This window comes from Cohnella algarum (genome assembly GCF_016937515.1).
In the GTDB taxonomy this organism is placed as follows: domain Bacteria; phylum Bacillota; class Bacilli; order Paenibacillales; family Paenibacillaceae; genus Cohnella; species Cohnella algarum.
This window is the reverse complement of sequence record NZ_JAFHKM010000002.1, coordinates 925,001-944,834: the sequence shown is the minus strand read 5'-3', so window position 1 is coordinate 944,834 and position 19,834 is coordinate 925,001. Positions and strand designations below refer to the sequence as shown.

The 19,834-nt window shown below is 59.5% G+C and carries 15 protein-coding genes, 1 rRNA gene and 1 pseudogene (1 of these 17 only partly in view); 12 read left to right on the top strand and 5 right to left on the bottom strand.

What is annotated here, in order from left to right; all coding sequences use genetic code 11:
* Nucleotides 1-86 precede the first annotated feature (86 nt).
* Nucleotides 87-1,706, bottom strand: a complete 1,620-nt coding sequence (locus tag JW799_RS04385) for a nitrite/sulfite reductase (RefSeq protein ID WP_205428777.1) — start codon at nucleotides 1,704-1,706, stop codon at nucleotides 87-89.
* A gap of 272 nt (nucleotides 1,707-1,978) precedes the next feature.
* On the opposite strand from JW799_RS04385, the gene JW799_RS04380 reads away from it, so the two are divergent.
* Both JW799_RS04380 and JW799_RS04375 read left to right on the top strand, forming a co-directional pair.
* Entirely contained in the window at nucleotides 1,979-2,200 is a 222-nt protein-coding gene (locus JW799_RS04380) for a hypothetical protein (RefSeq protein ID WP_080831798.1), read from the top strand.
* Nucleotides 2,201-2,364: 164 nt separating this feature from the next.
* Nucleotides 2,365-4,876 (top strand): annotated as a pseudogene (locus JW799_RS04375) (U32 family peptidase).
* Nucleotides 4,877-4,927: 51 nt separating this feature from the next.
* On the opposite strand, the gene JW799_RS04370 reads toward JW799_RS04375, so the two are convergent.
* Nucleotides 4,928-5,608, bottom strand: coding sequence for an LrgB family protein (locus JW799_RS04370; protein WP_139787027.1), 681 nt, complete (start codon nucleotides 5,606-5,608; stop codon nucleotides 4,928-4,930).
* Nucleotides 5,605-6,003: a CidA/LrgA family protein gene (locus JW799_RS04365; protein WP_205428775.1), complete on the bottom strand. Its 399-nt coding sequence runs from the start codon at nucleotides 6,001-6,003 to the stop codon at nucleotides 5,605-5,607. The genes JW799_RS04370 and JW799_RS04365 overlap by 4 nt, the downstream gene beginning before the upstream one ends.
* 121 nt (nucleotides 6,004-6,124) lie before the next feature.
* Here JW799_RS04365 and JW799_RS04360 point away from each other — a divergent pair, with 121 nt between their 5' ends.
* The 9 genes from JW799_RS04360 to ligA all read left to right on the top strand — a co-directional run bounded on the left by JW799_RS04360 (nucleotide 6,125) and on the right by ligA (nucleotide 17,614).
* The gene (locus JW799_RS04360) at nucleotides 6,125-7,018 is read left to right on the top strand and encodes a LysR substrate-binding domain-containing protein (protein ID WP_205428773.1); all 894 of its coding nucleotides are present in this window, start codon (nucleotides 6,125-6,127) and stop codon (nucleotides 7,016-7,018) included.
* Nucleotides 7,019-7,244: 226 nt separating this feature from the next.
* The gene (locus JW799_RS04355; protein ID WP_205428770.1) at nucleotides 7,245-7,949 is read left to right on the top strand and encodes an SDR family oxidoreductase; all 705 of its coding nucleotides are present in this window, start codon (nucleotides 7,245-7,247) and stop codon (nucleotides 7,947-7,949) included.
* 424 nt (nucleotides 7,950-8,373) lie between these two features.
* Nucleotides 8,374-8,670, top strand: coding sequence for a transposase (locus JW799_RS04350; RefSeq protein WP_080833492.1), 297 nt, complete (start codon nucleotides 8,374-8,376; stop codon nucleotides 8,668-8,670).
* Between the two features lie 11 nt (nucleotides 8,671-8,681).
* Nucleotides 8,682-9,530 carry an IS3 family transposase gene (locus tag JW799_RS04345; protein WP_338026342.1) on the top strand — a complete coding sequence of 283 codons (849 nt, stop codon included), beginning with the start codon at nucleotides 8,682-8,684 and terminating at the stop codon, nucleotides 9,528-9,530.
* A 358-nt stretch (nucleotides 9,531-9,888) separates the two neighbouring features.
* Nucleotides 9,889-11,253 (top strand): UDP-glucose dehydrogenase family protein, encoded by a 1,365-nt coding sequence (locus JW799_RS04340; RefSeq protein ID WP_080831794.1) that lies wholly within the window; start codon nucleotides 9,889-9,891, stop codon nucleotides 11,251-11,253.
* Between the two features lie 18 nt (nucleotides 11,254-11,271).
* Nucleotides 11,272-12,147, top strand: a complete 876-nt coding sequence (galU, locus tag JW799_RS04335) for a UTP--glucose-1-phosphate uridylyltransferase GalU (RefSeq protein ID WP_205428768.1) — start codon at nucleotides 11,272-11,274, stop codon at nucleotides 12,145-12,147.
* A 224-nt stretch (nucleotides 12,148-12,371) separates the two neighbouring features.
* Entirely contained in the window at nucleotides 12,372-13,091 is a 720-nt protein-coding gene (gene pcrB / locus JW799_RS04330) for a heptaprenylglyceryl phosphate synthase (protein ID WP_205428767.1), read from the top strand.
* The gene (pcrA, locus tag JW799_RS04325) at nucleotides 13,081-15,480 is read left to right on the top strand and encodes a DNA helicase PcrA (protein ID WP_080831791.1); all 2,400 of its coding nucleotides are present in this window, start codon (nucleotides 13,081-13,083) and stop codon (nucleotides 15,478-15,480) included. The genes pcrB and pcrA overlap by 11 nt, the downstream gene beginning before the upstream one ends.
* A 103-nt stretch (nucleotides 15,481-15,583) precedes the next feature.
* A complete protein-coding gene (gene ligA, locus JW799_RS04320; protein ID WP_205428766.1) occupies nucleotides 15,584-17,614 on the top strand; it encodes an NAD-dependent DNA ligase LigA in 2,031 nt (676 codons plus the stop codon).
* Nucleotides 17,615-17,724: 110 nt separating this feature from the next.
* On the opposite strand, the gene JW799_RS04315 is transcribed toward ligA, so the two are convergent.
* A complete protein-coding gene (locus tag JW799_RS04315; RefSeq protein ID WP_205428765.1) occupies nucleotides 17,725-18,120 on the bottom strand; it encodes a VOC family protein in 396 nt (131 codons plus the stop codon).
* A gap of 105 nt (nucleotides 18,121-18,225) precedes the next feature.
* Entirely contained in the window at nucleotides 18,226-18,624 is a 399-nt protein-coding gene (locus JW799_RS04310; protein ID WP_338026214.1) for a DUF4395 domain-containing protein, read from the bottom strand.
* Between the two features lie 487 nt (nucleotides 18,625-19,111).
* Between JW799_RS04310 and JW799_RS04305 the strand changes: the two genes are divergently transcribed.
* A 16S ribosomal RNA gene (locus JW799_RS04305) occupies nucleotides 19,112-19,834 on the top strand; it runs 827 nt beyond the window's last position.

The window sequence follows — 19,834 nt, the reverse complement described above, 5'->3', positions numbered from 1 at the left end:
AGGTTCGCCGGGAGAAGAATAGCCACCTCGATCAGAACGCCTCGATCAGAACGTAGAACGTAGCGCCGATCAGTTCGCCGCCCCGATCAGGAAGCCGCAGCCAAAATCGCCGTCAGCTTCTCCTGGAGAACGGGAACGCCCACGCGGTGGACGAAATCGTGGAACGATTCGTCGTTTCCGCTGCGCTGCTCCTTGTAAAATTCGATCAGCTGCGCGAGCACCTGCTGGACTTCTTCGCCCTTGACCCGGCCTTTGAGCACCGAATTGAACTTCGGATCCGGACCGAGCGTGCCGCCGACGGCGATATCGAAGGCGTCGATCATGCCTTCCGGCGTCTTGATCAGGGAGCCCTGCAAGCCGATGTCGGCGATGTGCTTCTGGCCGCAGCCGTTCGGGCAGCCGATGAAGTGAATGCGGAGCGGCTGGTCGAGCTGCACGTGTTCGTCCAAATATTGGGCGACGCGGCGGGCGCGCTCCTTCGTTTCGACGATGGCCAGGTTGCAAAATTCGTTCCCCGTGCACGACACCGTCCGGCTCATGAACCGGTTCGGGTTGGGCGTGAGGCGCTCAAGCAGCGGGTGCTGCAGTACTTCTTCGACTTTGGCGTCCGGGATGCCGGGCAGCAAAATATTTTGCGAAATCGTCGTCCGGATCGTGCCGTCGCCGTATTTGTCGGCGATATCGGCCAGCTGTTCGAACTCCTCGCTGCTCGTGCGGCCGACCGGCACGTTCAGGCCGATGTAGTTCAGGCCTTCCTGCTTTTGCTTGTGCACGCCGTCGAAGTAGGAGCCGTTCCAGCCGATTACCCGGTTTTCCCCGCGGGACGGCATCGGGCCGATCAGCTTCACCAGCTCTTCCTGGAACTTCTCGACGCCCCAGTCGGCGACCAGGTATTTCAGGCGCGCGTAGTGGCGTTTTTCCCGGTAGCCGTGATCGCGGAACAGCGTCGTAACGCCGATGGCGACCTTCAGCACTTCGTCCGGCAAAATGAACATGTCGAGCTGTTTGCCCAAGTGCGGCTTGGCCGACAGGCCGCCGCCGACGAGCGCGTGGAAGCCGATCGTTTCTTTGCCGTCGATCACTTTCGAGGCCGGGACGAAGCCCAGGCACTGGATTTCGGCGCTGGCGTTATTGTAAATGTTGGCCGAGATGGACATTTTGTATTTGCGCGGCAGGTTCGAGAAGTCCCGATTGTTCAGGAAAAACTTCTCGAGCCGGTCGACGATCGGCGCCGTGTCGATCAATTCGTCCGGATCGATGCCGACGAGCGGGTTGCCGACGATCGTCCGCGGGCAGTCGCCGCAAGCTTCGACCCCCGACATGCCGACGGAAGCGAGACGGTCGAAAATGTCGGGAAAATGCTCGATTTCCAGCCAGTGGTACTGGATCGCCTGACGGGTCGTCACGTCGATCAGTCCGCGGCCGTAGTCGCGGCCGATGGATGCCAGCACCCGGGCCTGGGCGCTCGTCAGCACGCCGCCGGGAATCCGGATGCGCATCATGAAGTGGCCGTTGTTCGGCTTTTGCTGATATACGCCGGCCCATTTAAATAGGTTGAAATCCTCCTGAGGAATCGACGCGAACCCTTCCTTCGCATACTTTTCCACGATGTCGCGGATAATGTCGAGGCCGTCTTTTTCCATTTTATAAAATTCGAATTTATTCAGCTTGTCCGGATTCTTCATCCATACCGCTTCGTAGGCCACTGCGATATTCCCCCTTGTTGAATCGAATCGGCAGCTAATTCCGATTTATCCAGTATGTTTTGATCGTATCATATTTGACTCCCCCGACAATGCATGACGCGATTTCATCTATAAAACTTACTGATGGCTGCTTTAACGGATCGTTATAAACAAAAGCGCTTCCAAGTTGTGACAAAGTTGTTACGCGCGCAAACTCGGACTTGCAAGCCTCGCTTTTTGCGGATAACATATAGGATAATGGGAAGGTTATGAACAAAAGGAGGTCCCACCCAATGTTCCTGGCGGCAAATGCAGCAAACGCGGCGGAGGAAACGGCCAGCCTTTACACTCCGTTCGACATATTCATGGTCATTTTTACGGTGCTCATCGCGCTTGGACTCGTGCGTCTGCTCATGGAGAAAGGGAAGAAGAACGTGTTCGCCATCGGCTTCGCGCTCGTGGCTTTGATCGTGTTCCTCATCGCGGACGTCAAGATGGTCAGCGGCTGGTTTTAAACGATGGCATGATAGGGGTGTGAAACGGGCCGAAGCCGAGCGCTTCCGCCCGTTTTTTCTGTTTGCGGCAAAGCGGAGGCTTTATTTTCTTTTGGCCCCGGTTGGCGCGGTTTGGTATACTTGGGGTATTGGCTGCCCGGGAGGGCGGTATGGAGGTAAACGAAATGACAGACAAAGCCGTTATTCGGCGTGAAGATATCGAGCTGCTCGCTCCGGCGGGAGATTGGGAGTGCATGCGGGCCGCCGTGGCGAACGGGCGGACGCCGTCTTTTTCGGCGTGGAAAAGTTCAACGCCCGCGCCCGCGCGAACAATTTCAAGATGGACGAGCTGCCGGAAATTATGGCGTTTTTGCACCGTTATGGAGTCAAAGGGTTTCTGACGTTCAACATTCTCGTTTTCGAGGACGAGCTCAAGGATGCCCAAACGCTGGTCGAAGCCTGCATCGACGCGGGCGTGGACGCGGTCATCGTGCAGGATTTGGGCCTCGTGAAGCTCATTCGCGAGCTTTCGCCGGATTTCCCGATCCACGGATCGACGCAGATGACGATCACGTCGCCCGAAGCGGTGGAATTTACGAAGCCGTTCAACATCGAGCGCGTCGTGCTCGGCCGGGAAAACAATCTGAAGCAAATCCGCAAAATCGGCGAGCAGGCGAAGCTGCCGATGGAAGTGTTCGTGCACGGGGCGCTGTGCGTTTCCTATTCCGGACAATGCCTGACCTCGGAAGTGTGGGGCGGCCGCTCGGCGAACCGCGGCGAGTGCGCGCAGGCCTGCCGCCTGCCGTACGATCTCATCGTCGACGGCGTCCAGAAGCAGATGGGCAATATCGCTTACCTGCTGTCGCCGAAGGATTTGGCGGCGATCGATATCATGCCGGAGCTGATCGAGGCCGGCGTTACTTCTTTTAAAATAGAAGGCCGGTTGAAGTCGCCGGAATACGTGGCGAACGTCGTGAGCAAATATCGCCGCGCGATCGACCGCTATTTCGAGGGCGACGAAAGCAAGCCGTCGCGCGAGGAAGTCCGCGAGCTGGAGCAGAGCTTTTCGCGCGGCTTCACGCACGGCTTTCTGGAAGGTACGAACAACAAGAAGCTCGTGGAGGGCACGTTTCCTAAAAGCCGGGGCGTCTATCTCGGGCGCGTGGAGAAAATATTGCGCGACAGCGTCGTTTGCGTGATCGAAGCGCCGCTCAAGCGCGGCGACGGCATCGTGTTCGACGCGGGGACCCGACGAAGAAGGAAGAGGGCGGGCGCGTCTACGATTTGCGCAGCAACGGCGCCAAGCTCGAAGGCGAAGCGCCGGAAGGCGGCCGCGTCGAAATCGTGATGGGGCGCAACGACGTCGACCTCCATCGCGTGCATGAAGGCGACCGGATCTGGAAGACGAGCGATCCGGCGCTGGACAAGCGGCTGCGCGGCACGTTCGAGACGGAGAAGCCGTACCGCACCTTCCCGGTGGCGGTTACGGTCGAAGGCCGCGAGGGCGCGCCGTTGCGGACGATCTGGACGGATGCGGCAAGGGGGACGACGGTCGTCGTGCCGTCGGAAATGCCGCTCGAACGCGCGGAAAAAAGGCCTCTGGGCCAGGAGGTGCTGGCCGAGCAGCTCGGCCGTCTCGGCGGCTCGCTTTACCGCCTGGAGGAGCTTGCCGTCGCGCTCGAAGGGGACGTGATCGTGCCCAAGAGCGAGCTGAACCGCATCCGGCGCGTCGCCGTCGAGCAGCTGGAACGGCTTCGCGAGCAGCCGCCGCGGTACGTCAAGCGGCCGCTGCCGCCGCGCGCGCCGAAGGCGCAAGCCAAGCCGGTTCGCCCGGAAGACGCCCGGCTGACCGTGCTTTGCCGCACGCTTGAGCAGGTGCGCGCGGCGGCGGAAACGGACGCGGCGATGATCTACGCCGACTTCGAATTCATCAAGCAGTTCCCGGACGCGATCGCCGTCTGCCGGGAAGCCGGCAAGCCGATCGCGCTGGCGACGCCGCGCATTCATATGCCCGGGGAGAACGGCTATCACCGGAACATTTTGAACCTGAAGCCGGACGCGGTGCTCGTTCGCAATACCGGCGCGCTGTACTATTATTTGAAGGAGCGCGCGGAGAAGCCGGGCGAGCGTCATCCGCTGCTGATCGGCGATTTCTCGCTGAACGTGGCGAACCACAAGACGATCGAGCTGTTCCGCGAAGCGGGCCTCGATTGGCTGACGCCGTCCTACGACCTGAACATCCAGCAAATGGTCGATATGCTGCGCGAGTCCGACACGTCGCGACTGGAGCTCGTCATTCACCAGCATATGCCGATGTTCCATACGGAGCATTGCGTGTACTGCACGTTTTTGAGCGAAGGGACCGACTACACGAACTGCGGCCGTCCTTGCGAGGAGAAACGCGCGTCGCTGCAGGACCGCATTGGGATGTCGCATCCGGTCCGCGTCGACGAAGGCTGCCGGAACACGGTGTACAACGCGATCGAGCAATCGGGAGCGGAATATTTGAGCCATTTTATGGAATTGGGGCTCGCCTCGTATCGGGTGGAGTTTCTGGAGGAGAACGCGGACAAGGTGCGGGAAGTGCTCGCGCTTTACCGGGCCGCGATCGACGGCCGGGTTGCCGGAAGCGACGTTTGGAAGAAACTGAAGGCGACGAACCAGCTCGGCGTCACGCGCGGGCAACTGATCAAATAAACGAACGAAAAGCGGCCCGGCGGATCGGATACGATTCGGCGGGCCGTTTTTTCACGGGACGGGAACGAGATAAGGATATACGCACAGCGTAAAAAGCGCGGACAAAATCATGGATGCGCTGGCGACGGCTCCCGCGACATCGCCGTGCTCGAGCGCCCTGGATATGCCGGCGCTGTGGGCGCCGGTCCCGAGCGCGACGCCGAGGGCGACGTCGTCGCGAATGCGCAGCAGGCGGATGACGGAAGGACCGATCATCGAGCCGAGCAATCCCGTCGCGAGCACCGCGCAGGCGGTGACGGAGCCGATGCCGCCGTTCGCCTGCGACAGGCCGATGGCGATCGGCGTCGTCACCGAGCGCGGCAGCAGGCTGTCGGTCAACCGGACATCCAGCCGCAGCATGCCGGAGATGAGCAAACAGGAAAAAAGCGAGATCAGGCTGCCGGCGGCGACGCCTCCCGCGATGGCTCGCAGATGTTTTTTGAGCACGGGATAGGCTTTGTACAGCGGCACGGCGAACGCGACGGTCGCGGGCTGCAGCAGATCGGTCAGCCAGGAAGTCCCGGCCCGGTAGTCATCGTAAGGAATGTTCGCGATCAGGATGAAGGCGATCAGCAGAACGGGCGTGACCAGCAGCGGAGAGAGCAGCGGGGACCGCAGCCGCTTCGCCGCGCTTTTGATCCCGAAGTACAAGCCGACCGTCATCCCGGCCCCGAGCAAAGCCAGCGGAGTCATCGGCAATCGGCCTCCTTCCGCGCGCGCGGCCGCAACACGAGCTTCGTCACCGCGCCGGCGCATGCCAGAACGAGAAGCGTCCCCGCCGCGATGACGAGCAGCAGCTGAAAGCCCGCGCTTCCGAGCAGCGACGGATATTGGACGATGCCGACGGCGGAAGGAACGAAAAACAGCAGCAATTCCGCCAGCAGCCAATTCGCTCCCCGTTCGATCCAGCGCAGCGGCAGCAGCTTCGTTTTCAGCAGCAGAAACACCGCGATCGCGCCCAAGATGCTGCCCGGGAGCGGCAGGCCGAGCCGGCCGGCCAACTTGTCCATCGCCAGCGCGACGCCGGCCAAAGCGGCGATTTGGACGAACGCGGCGGCGGCATTGAGGATTCGGATGTGCCACTTCATGCGAGCTTGCCTCCCTTCGAACGGGCGAAATGAATAATGAAAAGTATACGCCGCTTATTTTCATAGGTAAAATACATATAATGAATGCTTATCATTCCATTCGTGCATGGCGGTGAAATCGGTGGACATCCGGCACTTGCAATATTTTATGGAGACGGCGCGCCAGGGAAGCTTCACGAAAGCCGCGGAAAAGCTTCATGTCAGCCAGCCGACGATCAGCAAAATGATCAAAGGCATCGAGGAGGAGCTCGGAACCGAGCTGATCGACCGTTCGGGCAAAAGGATCGAGCTGACCGACGCGGGACGGATGATTTTGGCGCAGGCGGAAAATATCGTTCGCTCGTTCGAGCATTTGTCCTCGGATTTGGACGACTTGCTGAACCTGAAAAAGGGGACGCTGCGCATCGGCTTGCCCCCGATGGCGGGAGCCGGCTATTTTCCGGAAGCGCTCGGCCTGTTTCACGAGCGTCATCCCGGCATCGCGCTGGAGCTGGTGGAAGACGGCGCGAAAAAAATGGAAGCCGACATTGCCGCCGGAACGCTCAATATCGGCGTCGTGCTGCTGCCGACCAAACGGGATGATTATCATTCCATTCCGATTTCCGAGGAGCCGGTCCACCTGCTTGTCCCGAGCTCGCATCGGCTTGCCGGGCGGCAGGAGGCGTCGCTCGCCGAGCTGGCGGGCGAGCCGTTTATATTGTTCGGCCAGGAATTCGCGCTGCGGGGCCGGATCCGCTCGGCATGCATTCAGGCCGGCTTCGAGCCGGCGATCGTTTGCGAAAGCTCGCAGTGGGATTTGATCGGCAAGCTGGTGGCGGCGGGGCTCGGCATTTCGCTTTTGCCCGAATCGATCTGCCGACAGGTCGTTTCGGACAAGGCGAGGGCGATCCGCCTCGTCCGTCCTTCGATTCCGTGGGCGCTCGCGATGATTTGGCGAAAGGACAAATATTTGTCCCCTGCGGAGCGGGCATGGCTGCAGTTCGCGGAGTCGTATTTCAAAGGCGGACGGGGATAGGCGCGCGCCAAGCGCCGGGCGCTGCCGAATTTTCCATGGACAAAGTAAAGCGCTTGCAATAAAATGGCGGGGAGGCTTGGCCCGGCCGGGAAGACGAGGCCGGACGCCGAGAAAGGATATTTGCCAGGTCCAAAGGCAACATCCGTAATTTTCCGCATTCGACATGATCGGCGAATTGCGGGGGAAAGGCTCTTGCGAGCCGATACTGGACAGGAGTTGATACGGGATGAACATTTTCATTACGGGCGCAAACCGCGGCATCGGACTGGCTATCGTCAAAGCGCTGCTGGAGCGGGGACATCGGGTCGTGGCGGGCATTCGTCCGGCTTCGCGGCTGGAGGAAATGGAGCGGTTGCGGGGTCGATATCCGGCCGACGCCCTGCAAACGGTCGAAGCGGAGGTCGGCGACGAGGCTTCGATTCGGGCCGCCGCGCAAACGATGCGGGCGAACGGCGTTCGTTTCGACGCGATCGTCAATAACGCGGCCATCGCCGTCGGCCGTAAAAGCTCGATCGAGGAAGCGGACCTGGACGATTTCGAGCGGACGTTTCAAACGAACGCGTTCGGTCCGGTGCGGGTCTGCAAGCATTTCGTCCCGCTTCTGAGGGCCGGGGACGGGCCGTCGTTCGTCATCAACATGTCCTCCGCGTCGGGCATTATCGAAAAATGCGGGTCGAAGGACTATTCGTATGCGATGTCGAAGGCGGCGCTCAATATGTTCACGGGCATTTTGCGCAATCAGCTGGCGGATCGGAACGTGACGGTGTACGCCGTGCACCCGGGATGGGTGCGCACCGATCAGGGCGGGATGGAAGCGCCGCTGGACCCGTCCGAGCCGGCCGCGCAGCTGTGCGATCTGCTGGAAGGGAAGACGAGGCCGGAGCACGGCCGCTTCTTCATCCACTCGGACGGGAGCCCGCTGCCGTTTTAGCGGAAGCCAAGAGAAAGGCCTCGCCGGATTGGACGAAACGAATATCCGACGCAGCCGGCGAGCATCTCCGGCGATAGCGGGCGCACCCAACTCCCCCCATGCGTCCGCTGTCGCAAACGCCGATCACCGCGCTCAGTTGAGTAAAAATTACCCATCTGCCCCGTCCAAACGCCGATAACCGCGCCGAGTTGAGTAAAAATTACCCATCTGCCCCGGCCAAACGCCGATCATCGCGCCGAGTTGAGTAAAAATTACCCATCTGCCCCATCCAAACGCCGATCACCGCGCTCAGTTGAGTAAAAATTACCCATCTGTCCCGTCCAAACGCCGATAACCCTGCTCAGTTGAGTAAAAATGCAGCTAGAATAAAAGATGGACACTCGTTAAGATAAACCCAATAATAAGATTAACGGGAGGTGTTCACATGGGTGGACAACGGGTGCATTACAACGAGGAGTTCAAACAAAGAACGGTAAGGTACATCCAGGAACAAACGAAGACGGTCGTACAGATTGCGCAGGAATTGGATATTCCGGAAAAGACGTTATACGGGTGGGTAGCAAAGTATCGTCAGTTTGAGGTCGAGCCCGTTAACAGCGCAGATCGGATTCGTGAGCTGGAATGGCTTCTCCGCGAGAAAGACAAGCAGGTTGCAGACCTCGAACAGGAGCTTGAAATCATAAAAAAAGCAGTGCACATCTTCAGCAGCCCAAGAAAGTAAGATTTCAATTCATTGAAGATCATCGCTCCGACTTTCCTGTGGAGAAGATGTGCGCGGTACTCGGTGTTTCTCGGAGCGGTTATTACAACTGGAAGGATGCGCAGCCAAGCAACCAAGCCCTTCTGAAGGAGAAGGTGATGGAGCGCATCACGTATCATTTCTACGACAACAAAGAACGGTACGGGAGCCCGAAGATCACGCACTTGTTGCATGAAGAGGGCTTTCAAATAACCGAGCGAACGGTAAGCAACTACATGCGGGAGTTAAACCTGCGTTCCTGCGTATCTCGTAAATTCAAGGTCGTTACCACCGACTCCAATCACAACAATCCCGTCGCCCCGAACACGCTAAATCAAGCGTTTGCAACGGAGAAGCCGAATCAAGTATGGGTTGCAGATATTACGTACATTCCTTGTAACGAAGGCCGCTTGTACCTCGCGAGCCTGCTAGACCTATGCACACGTGAGGTCGTTGGATGGCGTCTGGGAGACCGCATGACCGTCGATCTGGTCCTGGGCGCGCTAGATGACGCCTACGAAGCGAAAAAGCCGCCGGAAGGCCTTCTGCACCACAGCGATCGTGGTTCCCAATACACGTCAGAAGATTACCGTAAGCAACTTGAAACCTACAAAATGGAAGCCAGCATGAGCCGAAAAGGAAACTGCTATGACAATGCGTGCATCGAGTCCTTCCACAGCATTCTGAAGAAGGAGCTCATTTACTGCACCAAGTTTAAAACGAAAAAGCAGGCGTACGACGAGATCTACGAGTACATCATGCTGTTCTACAACCGCAAACGAATCCATGGTGCACTTGGCTATCTGTCGCCGGTTCGTTTTGCTGCCAACTTTGCTTCTTAATTACTCAATTTGAGTGTCCACTTTCTTGACAGAGGTTCAAAATTACCTATCCGAACCTCTTTCCGCCTACGGCCGCGTTTCGGTTAGTCCGTCCGAAGTTTCCTCCGATTCACGATCCCGGGAGTCTCGTTCGTGTTTCCAAGGCCCCCGTCAAGCGTTTCCTTATGTGGTATTTTATTTCACAGCCTGGCGCCGCTATCCCGTTCGCTCAGGGAGCCGAAGCGCAATGTCGGGCGCACCGATTCGTTAACGCGCGCAAAAGTTTACACTCCGTTAACGAAAAAAGGGAAATGCGATATTGCCTCCATGCTATCATCGCGGTATATCGAAACCAAAGTGATGTAAGGAGGCTTCCGCGATGCATATGGCAGTGATCGGAGCGGGGATTGCCGGATTGACGACGGCGGCCGGCTTTGCGGAATTGGGTCATCGCGTGGACTGTTATGACGCGGATTCGGGAAAAATTCGGTTGTTGACGCAAGGAACGATGCCTTATGTCGAACCGGAATTGGAAGCGCTTGTCGCTCGCAATGCGGAAGCCGGGCGATTGAAGTTCGGCTCCAATCCGGCGCAGATGATGCACGAGGCCGAAACGGTGTTTCTCGCTGTGGGTACGCCGTCCGCGGATGACGGCCAACTGCAGCTTTCTTTTTTGTGGGCGGCGGCGGAACGGATCGGGGAGTGGGCGGACGGAAAAGAACGGACAGTCGTCGTCAAAAGCACCGTTCCCGTCGGGACGGCGGACCGGCTGGAATCGCGGCTTCGCAGCCGGCTGCCCGCGGGCTGTCCCGTTCACGTCGCCTCGCTGCCGGATTTTATGCGCGAAGGCCATGCGGTGGCGGACTTTTTCCAGCCGTCGCGAATCGTGATCGGCGCGGCGAATCCGGAGACGGCGGCGAAGCTCGAGCGGCTGCATCGGCCGTTTTGCGCCCCGGTCGTCCATATGGACCGGAGAAGCGCGGAGCTTTCCAAGCTGGCCGCCAACGGCGCGCTGGCGGTTAAGCTGTCCTTCGCCAACGAGATGGCCTCCCTCGCCGAGCATACCGGAGCGGATTACCCGGCCATCGCGCGGGCGCTCGGGCTGGATCCGAGAATCGGGCCGCAATTTCTTGGGGCCGGCCTGGGCTTCGGCGGCTCGAGCTTGCCGAAGGACGCGCGCGGTCTCGTGCGCCTCGCGGACGAAGCCGGGGCGCCGCAGACGGTCGTGTCGGCGGCGATCCGCGCGAACGCGCTGCTGCCGCTGCGCATGGTCCGCAAGCTCGAAGCCGCGATCTCCGGTCCTTCGCGGCGCAAGGTCGCGCTGCTGGGCCTTGCGTTCAAGCCGGGGACCGCGGATATGCGCGAGGCTCCCTCGTTGAGGCTGGCGACCGAGCTGCTGCGCCGACATCCGGGAATCCGGCTGTCGGCGTACGACCCCGCCGCGGGGCAGTCGGCGAAGAGGATGCTGCCGAACGCCGTCCGGATTTGCGGTTCGGCGGAAGAAGCGCTGCATGAAGCGGATGCGGCGATCGTGGTGACGGATTGGCCGGAATTTCGCCATATTTCCGCAAATGACTTTAAAAAATGGATGAAACGAGCGATAATACTAGATGGACGAAACCATTTGGACGCCGTCGGGTTGAACGCGGAAGGCGTCGTTTGCATCGGCATCGGAAGATTGCCCGAGGCGACGGCCGAACTCGACGCGGCTGCGGCGGATTTTCCTTCGTCATTATTGTCGTAGAGAGAGGATACTCGTTTCATGAAGATTCGCAAAGCCATCATTCCCGCGGCGGGACTCGGAACCCGTTTTTTGCCCGCGACCAAAGCGATGCCCAAGGAAATGCTGCCGATCATCGACAAGCCGGGGATCCAGTATATCGTAGAAGAGGCGGTCGCTTCCGGAATCGAAGACATTATTATCGTAACCGGCAAAAGCAAGCGCGCGATCGAGGATCATTTCGACAGTTCGTTCGAATTGGAACAAAATCTGCTCACCAAGGGCAAGCTCGAGCTGCTGTCCGAGGTGCAAAAGGCGACGGAGCTTACCGACATTCACTACATCCGGCAGAAGGAACCGAAAGGACTCGGCCACGCGATCTGGTGCGCGCGGAAGTTCATCGGCGACGAGCCGTTCGCCGTGCTGCTCGGGGACGACATCGTGCAATCCGAGGTGCCGTGCCTCAAGCAGATGATGGACGTGTACGACCAAGTCCACAGCAGCGTGCTCGCCGTCAAGCGCGTGCCGGACGAGGAAATTTCCCGCTACGGGATCGTCGATCCCGCGCCGGGCACGGCGGACGGCGACAAGATCGTCAAGGTGCGCGGCGTGGTGGAAAAGCCGGTCAAGCAATACGCGCCTTCGAACATCGCGATCATGGGCCGCTACATTTTGACCCCGGCCATCTTCGATTTGCTGGAGACCCAGTCGATGGGAGCGGGCGGAGAGATTCAGCTTACCGACGCGATTTACCGGCTGATGGAAAGCGAATCGATTTATGCCTACGACTTCGAAGGCAAGCGCTACGACACCGGGGAAAAACTCGGCTACCTGAAGACGATCATCGACTTCGCGCTCGAGCGCCCCGATCTGGCGAAAGACGTGCGGAACTATTTGAAAACGAAGCTAAGCGAATAACCGGAAACGAGGGAATCCGCCGACGATGCGGCGGCCGCTTCCGGAGCGCAGGCCGAAGCCCGGTTCTTATGGAGCCGGGCTTTTTCATTTTCGGGAAGATGTTGCCGCATCCGGAAGCGCGCGGCAGAACAAGCCCCCCGGTCCCCGGAAATTGGGAACGGAAGCAAATTGACACACCCTTTGCCTACGCTTAGACTAGGGGTAAACGACCGACGGAGGACGGCATGAATTCCCCTTTTTACAGCGAATGGCGTCATGTGTTCAAGCTGGATCCCGACCGCCCGATCGACGACGACCGGCTTGCCGCCGTCTGCTCGTCCGGCACGGATGCGATCCTCGTCGGCGGTTCGAGCGGCCTGACGTTCGACAATACGGTGGACTTGCTCTCCCGCGTCCGCCGATTCGAGACGCCGTGCGCGCTGGAGCTGTCCGATCCGGAATGCGGCGTGCCCGGCTTCGACGGCTACTTCATTCCGATGATGCTGAACACGGACCGGGGCGAATGGATCGCCCGCCGGCAGGCGGAAGCGCTTCGCGACTACGGGCGACTGCTCCCGTGGGAGCATGTCGCGGGAGAAGCCTATCTCGTGCTGAACCCCGACTCGACCGCCGCGAAAGTGACGGGAGCGAAGGCGGACCTGTCCGCGGCCGAAATCGCGGCTTACGCGCAGGTGGCGGACCGGCTCTGGCGCGCGCCGGTCGTCTATTTGGAATACAGCGGAACGTTCGGCGATATGGCGACCGTCCGCAGCGTGCGCGGGCAGCTGACGCAGGCGCGCCTGTTTTACGGCGGCGGCATCCGTTCGGCGGAACAGGCGAGGCAGGCGGCGCTATCCGCGCATACGGTCGTCGTCGGCAACGTCGTCTACGAGGATTTGGAGGCGGCGCTTTCGACGGTGGATGCCGTAATCAACAGCGCAAAGGAGCAAGACCATGTTTTTTGAACCTGTACCCCAAGATACGGAATCGTTCGACATAGAGAGCGCGGTCGGCCGGCTCAATCCGAAGCAGCGCGAAGCGGTGCTGGCGACGAGCGGCCCGCTGCTGATCATGGCCGGCGCGGGCAGCGGCAAAACCCGGGTGCTGACGCACCGGATCGCGTACCTCATCGCCAAGCGGCTGGCCGCGCCGTGGAGCATTTTGGCCATCACCTTCACCAACAAGGCCGCCCGCGAGATGCAGGACCGGGTGTCCAAGCTCGTCGGTCCGCAAGGCCGCGACATTTGGGTCAGCACGTTTCACTCGATGTGCGTGCGGCTCCTTCGCAAGGATATCGAGCGGATCGGCTACGGGTCCAACTTCAGCATTCTGGATTCGGGCGATCAGTTGTCGGTCATCCGGACCATCATGAAAGAGCAAAACATCGACACGAAAAAGTTCGAACCGAAGGCGGTGCAGGCCGTCATCAGCGCCGCCAAAAACGAGCTGCTCACGCCGGAGCAATACGAGGCGAAAATCGGGGACTATTTTCAGACGATCGTCTCGAAGGTTTACGGCGTCTATCAGAAACGGCTGAAGGCGAACAACTCGCTGGACTTCGACGATCTGATCATGCTGACGATTCGGCTGTTCAAGGACGTGCCGGAGGTGCTCGCGTTTTATCAGAACAAATTCCGGTACATCCACGTCGACGAATACCAGGATACGAACCGGGCGCAGTATGTGCTTTGCCGGATGCTGGCGGAAGGGCACCACAACATTTGCGTCGTGGGCGACAGCGACCAGTCGATTTACCGCTGGCGCGGGGCGGACATTTCCAACATTTTGAACTTCGAGAAAGACTACCCCGAAGCGCAGACGATTTTATTGGAGCAAAATTACCGCTCGACGTCCAACATTTTGGACGCGGCGAACGGCGTCATCCAGAACAACCTGGGCCGCAAGGCTAAAAACCTGTGGACAGACAAGGCCGGCGGGGACAAAATCACCGTCTTCCAGGGCGATTCCGAGCACGACGAAGGCTATTTTATCGCGCGCGAAATCCGCAACAACCGGCAGAACGGCCGCAGCTACGGGGACCACGCGATTTTGTACCGGACGAACGCGATGTCCCGGGTCGTCGAAGAAGTGCTGATCAAGTCGGAAATTCCATACCAGATCGTCGGCGGCGTCAAGTTCTACGACCGGAAGGAAATCAAGGACATTCTCGCGTACTTGCGGCTGATCTCCAACCCGGACGACGACATCAGCCTGGCGCGGATCGTCAACGTTCCGAAGCGGTCGATCGGCGATACGACGATGGCCAAGGTGTTGGAGGAAGCGGGGCGCAGGGGCATTTCGGTGTACAGCCTGCTGAGCGAGGGCGACGGCCTGCTCGGGGACGGGCTGTATCATTTGGACATTCAGACGCGGGCGAAAACGGCGTTGACCGAATTCCGGAACCTGATCGCGAACTTGAGCAAAATGGCCGACTATTTGTCGGTAACCGAACTGACGGAAAAGGTGCTGGAGGAAACCGGCTACCGGCTCGAGCTGCAGCGCGAAAACACGCTCGAATCCCAGGCGCGGCTCGAAAACATCGACGAGTTTCTGTCGGTGACGCAGGACTTCGAGAAGCGCAACGACGACAAGTCGCTGCTCGCGTTTTTGACCGACCTTGCCCTCATCGCCGATATCGATACGATGAACGACGATCCGGAAGCGGGAAATGACGCCGTTGTCCTCATGACGATGCACAGCGCCAAAGGGCTCGAATTCCCGGTCGTGTTTATCGTCGGCATGGAGGAAGGCGTGTTTCCCGGCGGACGGGCGTTTTTGGACAACGAGGAGATGGAAGAGGAGCGGCGGCTCGCCTACGTGGGCATCACCCGCGCGGAGAAAAAGCTGTATTTGACGTGCGCGCGCTCGCGGCTCCTGTACGGCCGGACGAACAGCAACTCGCCTTCGCGTTTTTTGGAGGAAATACCGGAGCCGCTCAAGGAGCGGGCCGGCTCGTTTGGCGGAGGGCGCTACGGCTCGATCGGCGGAGGCGGCGGCTTCGGCGCCCGTCCGGGCGGCTCGCGGTTCGGAAGCGGCGCGGCGACGGCCGGCGGCTTCGGGAGCCGGGCGCAGGCGGGCTCGGGCGGCAGCGTGTTCGGCTCGCGGCCGGGAGCGGCCGCCGGAGCGACCGGGGCCGGACGAACGGCCGCGGGCGGCGGTTCCGCGCCGCAAGCCGGCGGAGCGGCCGACGCGCAGCTGTCCGCGGGCGATAAAGTGCAGCACGCCAAATGGGGCGTCGGCACGGTCATCGCCGTCAAAGGCTCGGGCAAGGATACCGAGCTGCAAATCGCGTTTCCGGCGCCGGTCGGCGTGAAGCGGCTGCTCGCGGCATTCGCGCCGGTGACGAAGATATAATCTTTTCGCGTTATCACCCCGTGTTCCATATCGCAGGCTCACGGGGTGATTTTATGCGCGGCCCATTGGAGAACATAAGAGTACATAGGAAGGACGGTCGATTATGACGGCAAAGGAACCGATCGAGCGGATGCGGGAGCTGGTGGAGGTGCTGAACGGGCACGCCCGCCGCTATTATACGATGGACAGTCCGACCATCAGCGACAAGGAATACGATGCGCTGTACGACGAGCTGGCGGAGCTTGAGCGAGCGTCCGGAACGGTTTTGGAACATTCGCCGACGCGCCGGGTCGGCGGGGAAATTTTGAAGGGGTTCGTTCCCCATCGGCACCTGTCCCGGTTGTGGAGCCTCGACAAGGCGCAAAATCTGGACGACCTGACCGCCTGGGCGACGCGCGTAAAGAAGCTTATCGCCGATTACAACGCGAAAAACCCGGACCGTCCGCTTCCGGATCCGGAATACGTCGTCGAGCTGAAATACGACGGCCTGACGCTCAATTTGACGTATTCGAACGGCGAGCTCGTTCAAGCCGCCACGCGCGGCAACGGCGTCGTCGGCGAAGGCATTTTGGCGCAGGTTCGGACGATCCGCTCGGTGCCGCTCGCGATTCCGTTCAAGGACGGCGTCGTGGAAGTGCAGGGCGAAGGCATCATGCGGCTTTCGGTGCTGGAGAAGTACAACGAGACGGCCGCCGAACCGCTCAAAAACGCGCGCAACGGCGCCGCCGGCGCTCTTCGGAACCTCGATCCGCGCGTTACCGCGTCTCGTCGGCTAGACGCTTTTTGCTACAACATCGGCTATTCCGAGGGGCTGCAGCTTGCCAACCACCGGGAAATGATGGCGTTTTTGCGCGAAAATCAATTTCCTGTCAACGCCTACGTCCGGTATTTTTCCGATATCGAAGCGCTGTCGGCGGAGCTGGAGCGGGTCGCCGAGATGCGCAAGGAACTCGATTATTTGATCGACGGCGCGGTCGTCAAGCTGACGGATTTCGCGACCCGCGAGGCGCTCGGCTATACGGACAAGTTCCCGCGGTGGGCGATCGCGTTCAAGTTCGAGGCGGAAGAGACGACGACCGTGCTCGAATCCGTCTCCTGGGAAGTCGGCCGCACGGGGAAAATCACGCCGCTCGCCCGCGTGGAAGCGGTGGAGCTGGCGGGAGTGACGGTCCAAAACTGCACGCTCAACAACATCGGCGACATCGAGCGGAAAAACCTGAAGCACGCGCTGGGCACGCGGGTGTTCATCCGCCGCTCCAACGACGTCATCCCGGAAATTTTGGGGAAAGCGGGCGAGGAAGAAGCCGGCGGGACGATCGAGTATCCGAACGTCTGTCCGGGCTGCGGCTCGCCGCTGGAAATGCGCGGGGCGCACCTGTTCTGCCTGAACAAGCTCGGCTGCAAGCCGCAAATCATCGGGCGCATCACCCACTTCGCTTCGCGCGACTGCATGGACATCGAGACGTTTAGCGGAAAAACGGCCGAGCAGCTGTACGAGGAGCTCTCCGTTCGGGATCCGGCCGACCTGTATTCGCTCACGCTCGAGCAATTGCTGGGCTTGAGCCGCTTCGGCGAGAAAAAGGCGAGCAACCTGCTGGCGGCGATCGAGAAGTCGAAATCCCGCGAGCTGGCCGCGTTTTTGAATGCCCTCGGCATTCCGAACACCGGCAAGGCGACGACGAAAATGCTGGCCGATCACTACGGCGATCTGGACAAGGTGATGGCGGCCGAGGCGGAGGAGCTGACGTCGCTGCCGGACGTGGGCGGCATCGTGGCGGAGAGCATCGCGGGCTTTTTCCGCGATCCCGTCATGCAGGAGAGCATCGCCCGCATGCGCGCGGCCGGCGTGCGCGCCGAGGCGGAGCGCCCGGCGTCGGAAGCCGCCGACGAGAGCCACCCGCTTTTCGGCAAAACCGTCGTGCTGACCGGGACGCTGACGCGGTTGACGCGCGACGAGGCGGCGAAGAAGCTGGCGGCGCTCGGGGCGAAAGTATCGGGCAGCGTATCGAAGAAGACGGACCTCGTCATCGCCGGCGAGAGCGCGGGCAGCAAGCTGGCGAAGGCGCGAGAGCTCGGCGTCGAGGTGCTGGAGGACGAGGAGGAGCTGCTCAAGCTGCTGGGCATGGAGTCGTAAAAAAAGGCCAACCAGAAATTCTGGCTGACCTAATAATACGAAAGACCGCCGTCCGAATGGCCCGTTGTCGTTGTCGGGTCGGGGACGACGGTCTCTTTCTTTCGTCCGAATTATCGCTGGAAGAACTCGATCCACTCCCGTTCGGGGCCGTAGATGAAGAAGTAGCGGTGGCCGTTGGGGAGCGTTACGATATCCTGGTCCAGCCCCTGGTCGATGAACGTCGCGCCGAGCCGCTTGAGCCGTTCGAATTCCGCTTCGATATCCGGCACGTGAACCGCAAAGTGATGAATGGTGGCTTCCGACGGCAATTGATCGCTGTAGCCTTGAATCAGTTCGATTTCCGTTTCGTCCGAGCCGTTGAAGCCGAGAAACGCGAGTTGAAACACCCCGTTCGTGTGGACGAGGCGCCCTTTTACCTCCAAGCCGACAACTTCCGTGTAAAATCGGACGGTTTTTTCCAAATCCCGAACGACGATGCCGACATGATCGATTCTTTTTTGCGCCATATCCGATTCCTCCCGAAAATAAGTTCACGCCCGTTGCCAAAGCTCGCCACTTCTGCGGTGCCTGAAATAGGGAGCGAAGACGGCTGCGGTTGGGCGGCTTAGGCGTCAACCGGGCTTCAGCTTGCGCGATATCCTTTTATATTGATAATAAAGCGTGCAGCCGATGCAATAGCCGAGCAGGGCGACGCCGGCCGCGATCAGCAGAAACGCCGCGAATACGGTCCCCGCGAGCGTCCAGCCGAAGAAATGGCAAAGCAGCGACAAGGTCAGGAAGACGACCGCAAGCGTATTGTTGAAACGTTGCAGCACTTCCGCCTGCGTTTCTTTGCCTTCGGTTCGCAGAAACGGCCTGGCGAGGCGCACGAACAAATTGTACTTGCCCCGCGTCAGCAGTCCGGCGACCTGAACGAGCCACAGGGCGGCAAGCACCCAAGGGTTTTGCAAAACGACCGACGCAACGACGAACAGGACGATGCCTGCCTGATTCGCTTTTACGTAAGGCATGGGAATCTCCTTCAATTTGCTCGCCTCCGTTTTCGCAAAAGGGATGAAGAAACGTTGAATTAATTCCAACTTAACTTATCGGCTTTTGGATCGTCAAGTGGAAGTTCAATGAATTCCATAAAAAGGTTGTTGCGTAGTCGCGTCGATTCGTGGTAAATTAAATCTCGCCGCTTCGAACGGAGCGGGCAGCACGAACGAAACAAATGAAAAACAGCTTCAAAAAAAGTGGTTGACAAGCTTTGAAGAAGCTGATATCATTAATCGCTGTCGGCTCCTTGAGCAGACGCGAAAGCGAAGGCCTTCGGGCTAACGCGATTGCTCCTTGAAAACTGAACATCGAGCGTAATTGGAAACAAGTCGAATGCAGGCTTTGAGCCTGTGCGAGACAAACCAGCAATAACTTTTTGAGCCTAAGGGCTCTTCAATAAAGTAGTTGGACATTTTGACTATCGGGATTTCCTTTGGGAACCCTGCCGTCAAAAGTCCCTTTATGGAGAGTTTGATCCTGGCTCAGGACGAACGCTGGCGGCGTGCCTAATACATGCAAGTCGAGCGGATCTTTTTAGGTAGCTTGCTACTTAAGAAGGTTAGCGGCGGACGGGTGAGTAACACGTAGGCAACCTGCCCTTTAGCCTGGGATAACATTCGGAAACGAATGCTAAGACCGGATACGCAGCTTGGTCGCATGAGCGAGCTGGGAAAGACGGAGCAATCTGTCGCTAAGGGATGGGCCTGCGGCGCATTAGCTAGTTGGTGGGGTAACGGCTCACCAAGGCGACGATGCGTAGCCGACCTGAGAGGGTGAACGGCCACACTGGGACTGAGACACGGCCCAGACTCCTACGGGAGGCAGCAGTAGGGAATCTTCCACAATGGGCGAAAGCCTGATGGAGCAACGCCGCGTGAGTGAGGAAGGCCTTCGGGTCGTAAAGCTCTGTTGCCAGGGAAGAATAAGGGCTAGTTAACTGCTAGCTCGATGACGGTACCTGAGAAGAAAGCCCCGGCTAACTACGTGCCAGCAGCCGCGGTAATACGTAGGGGGCAAGCGTTGTCCGGAATTATTGGGCGTAAAGCGCGCGCAGGCGGTTCTTTAAGTCTGGTGTTTAAGTGCGGGGCTCAACCCCGTGACGCACTGGAAACTGGGGACTTGAGTGCAGAAGAGGAGAGCGGAATTCCACGTGTAGCGGTGAAATGCGTAGAGATGTGGAGG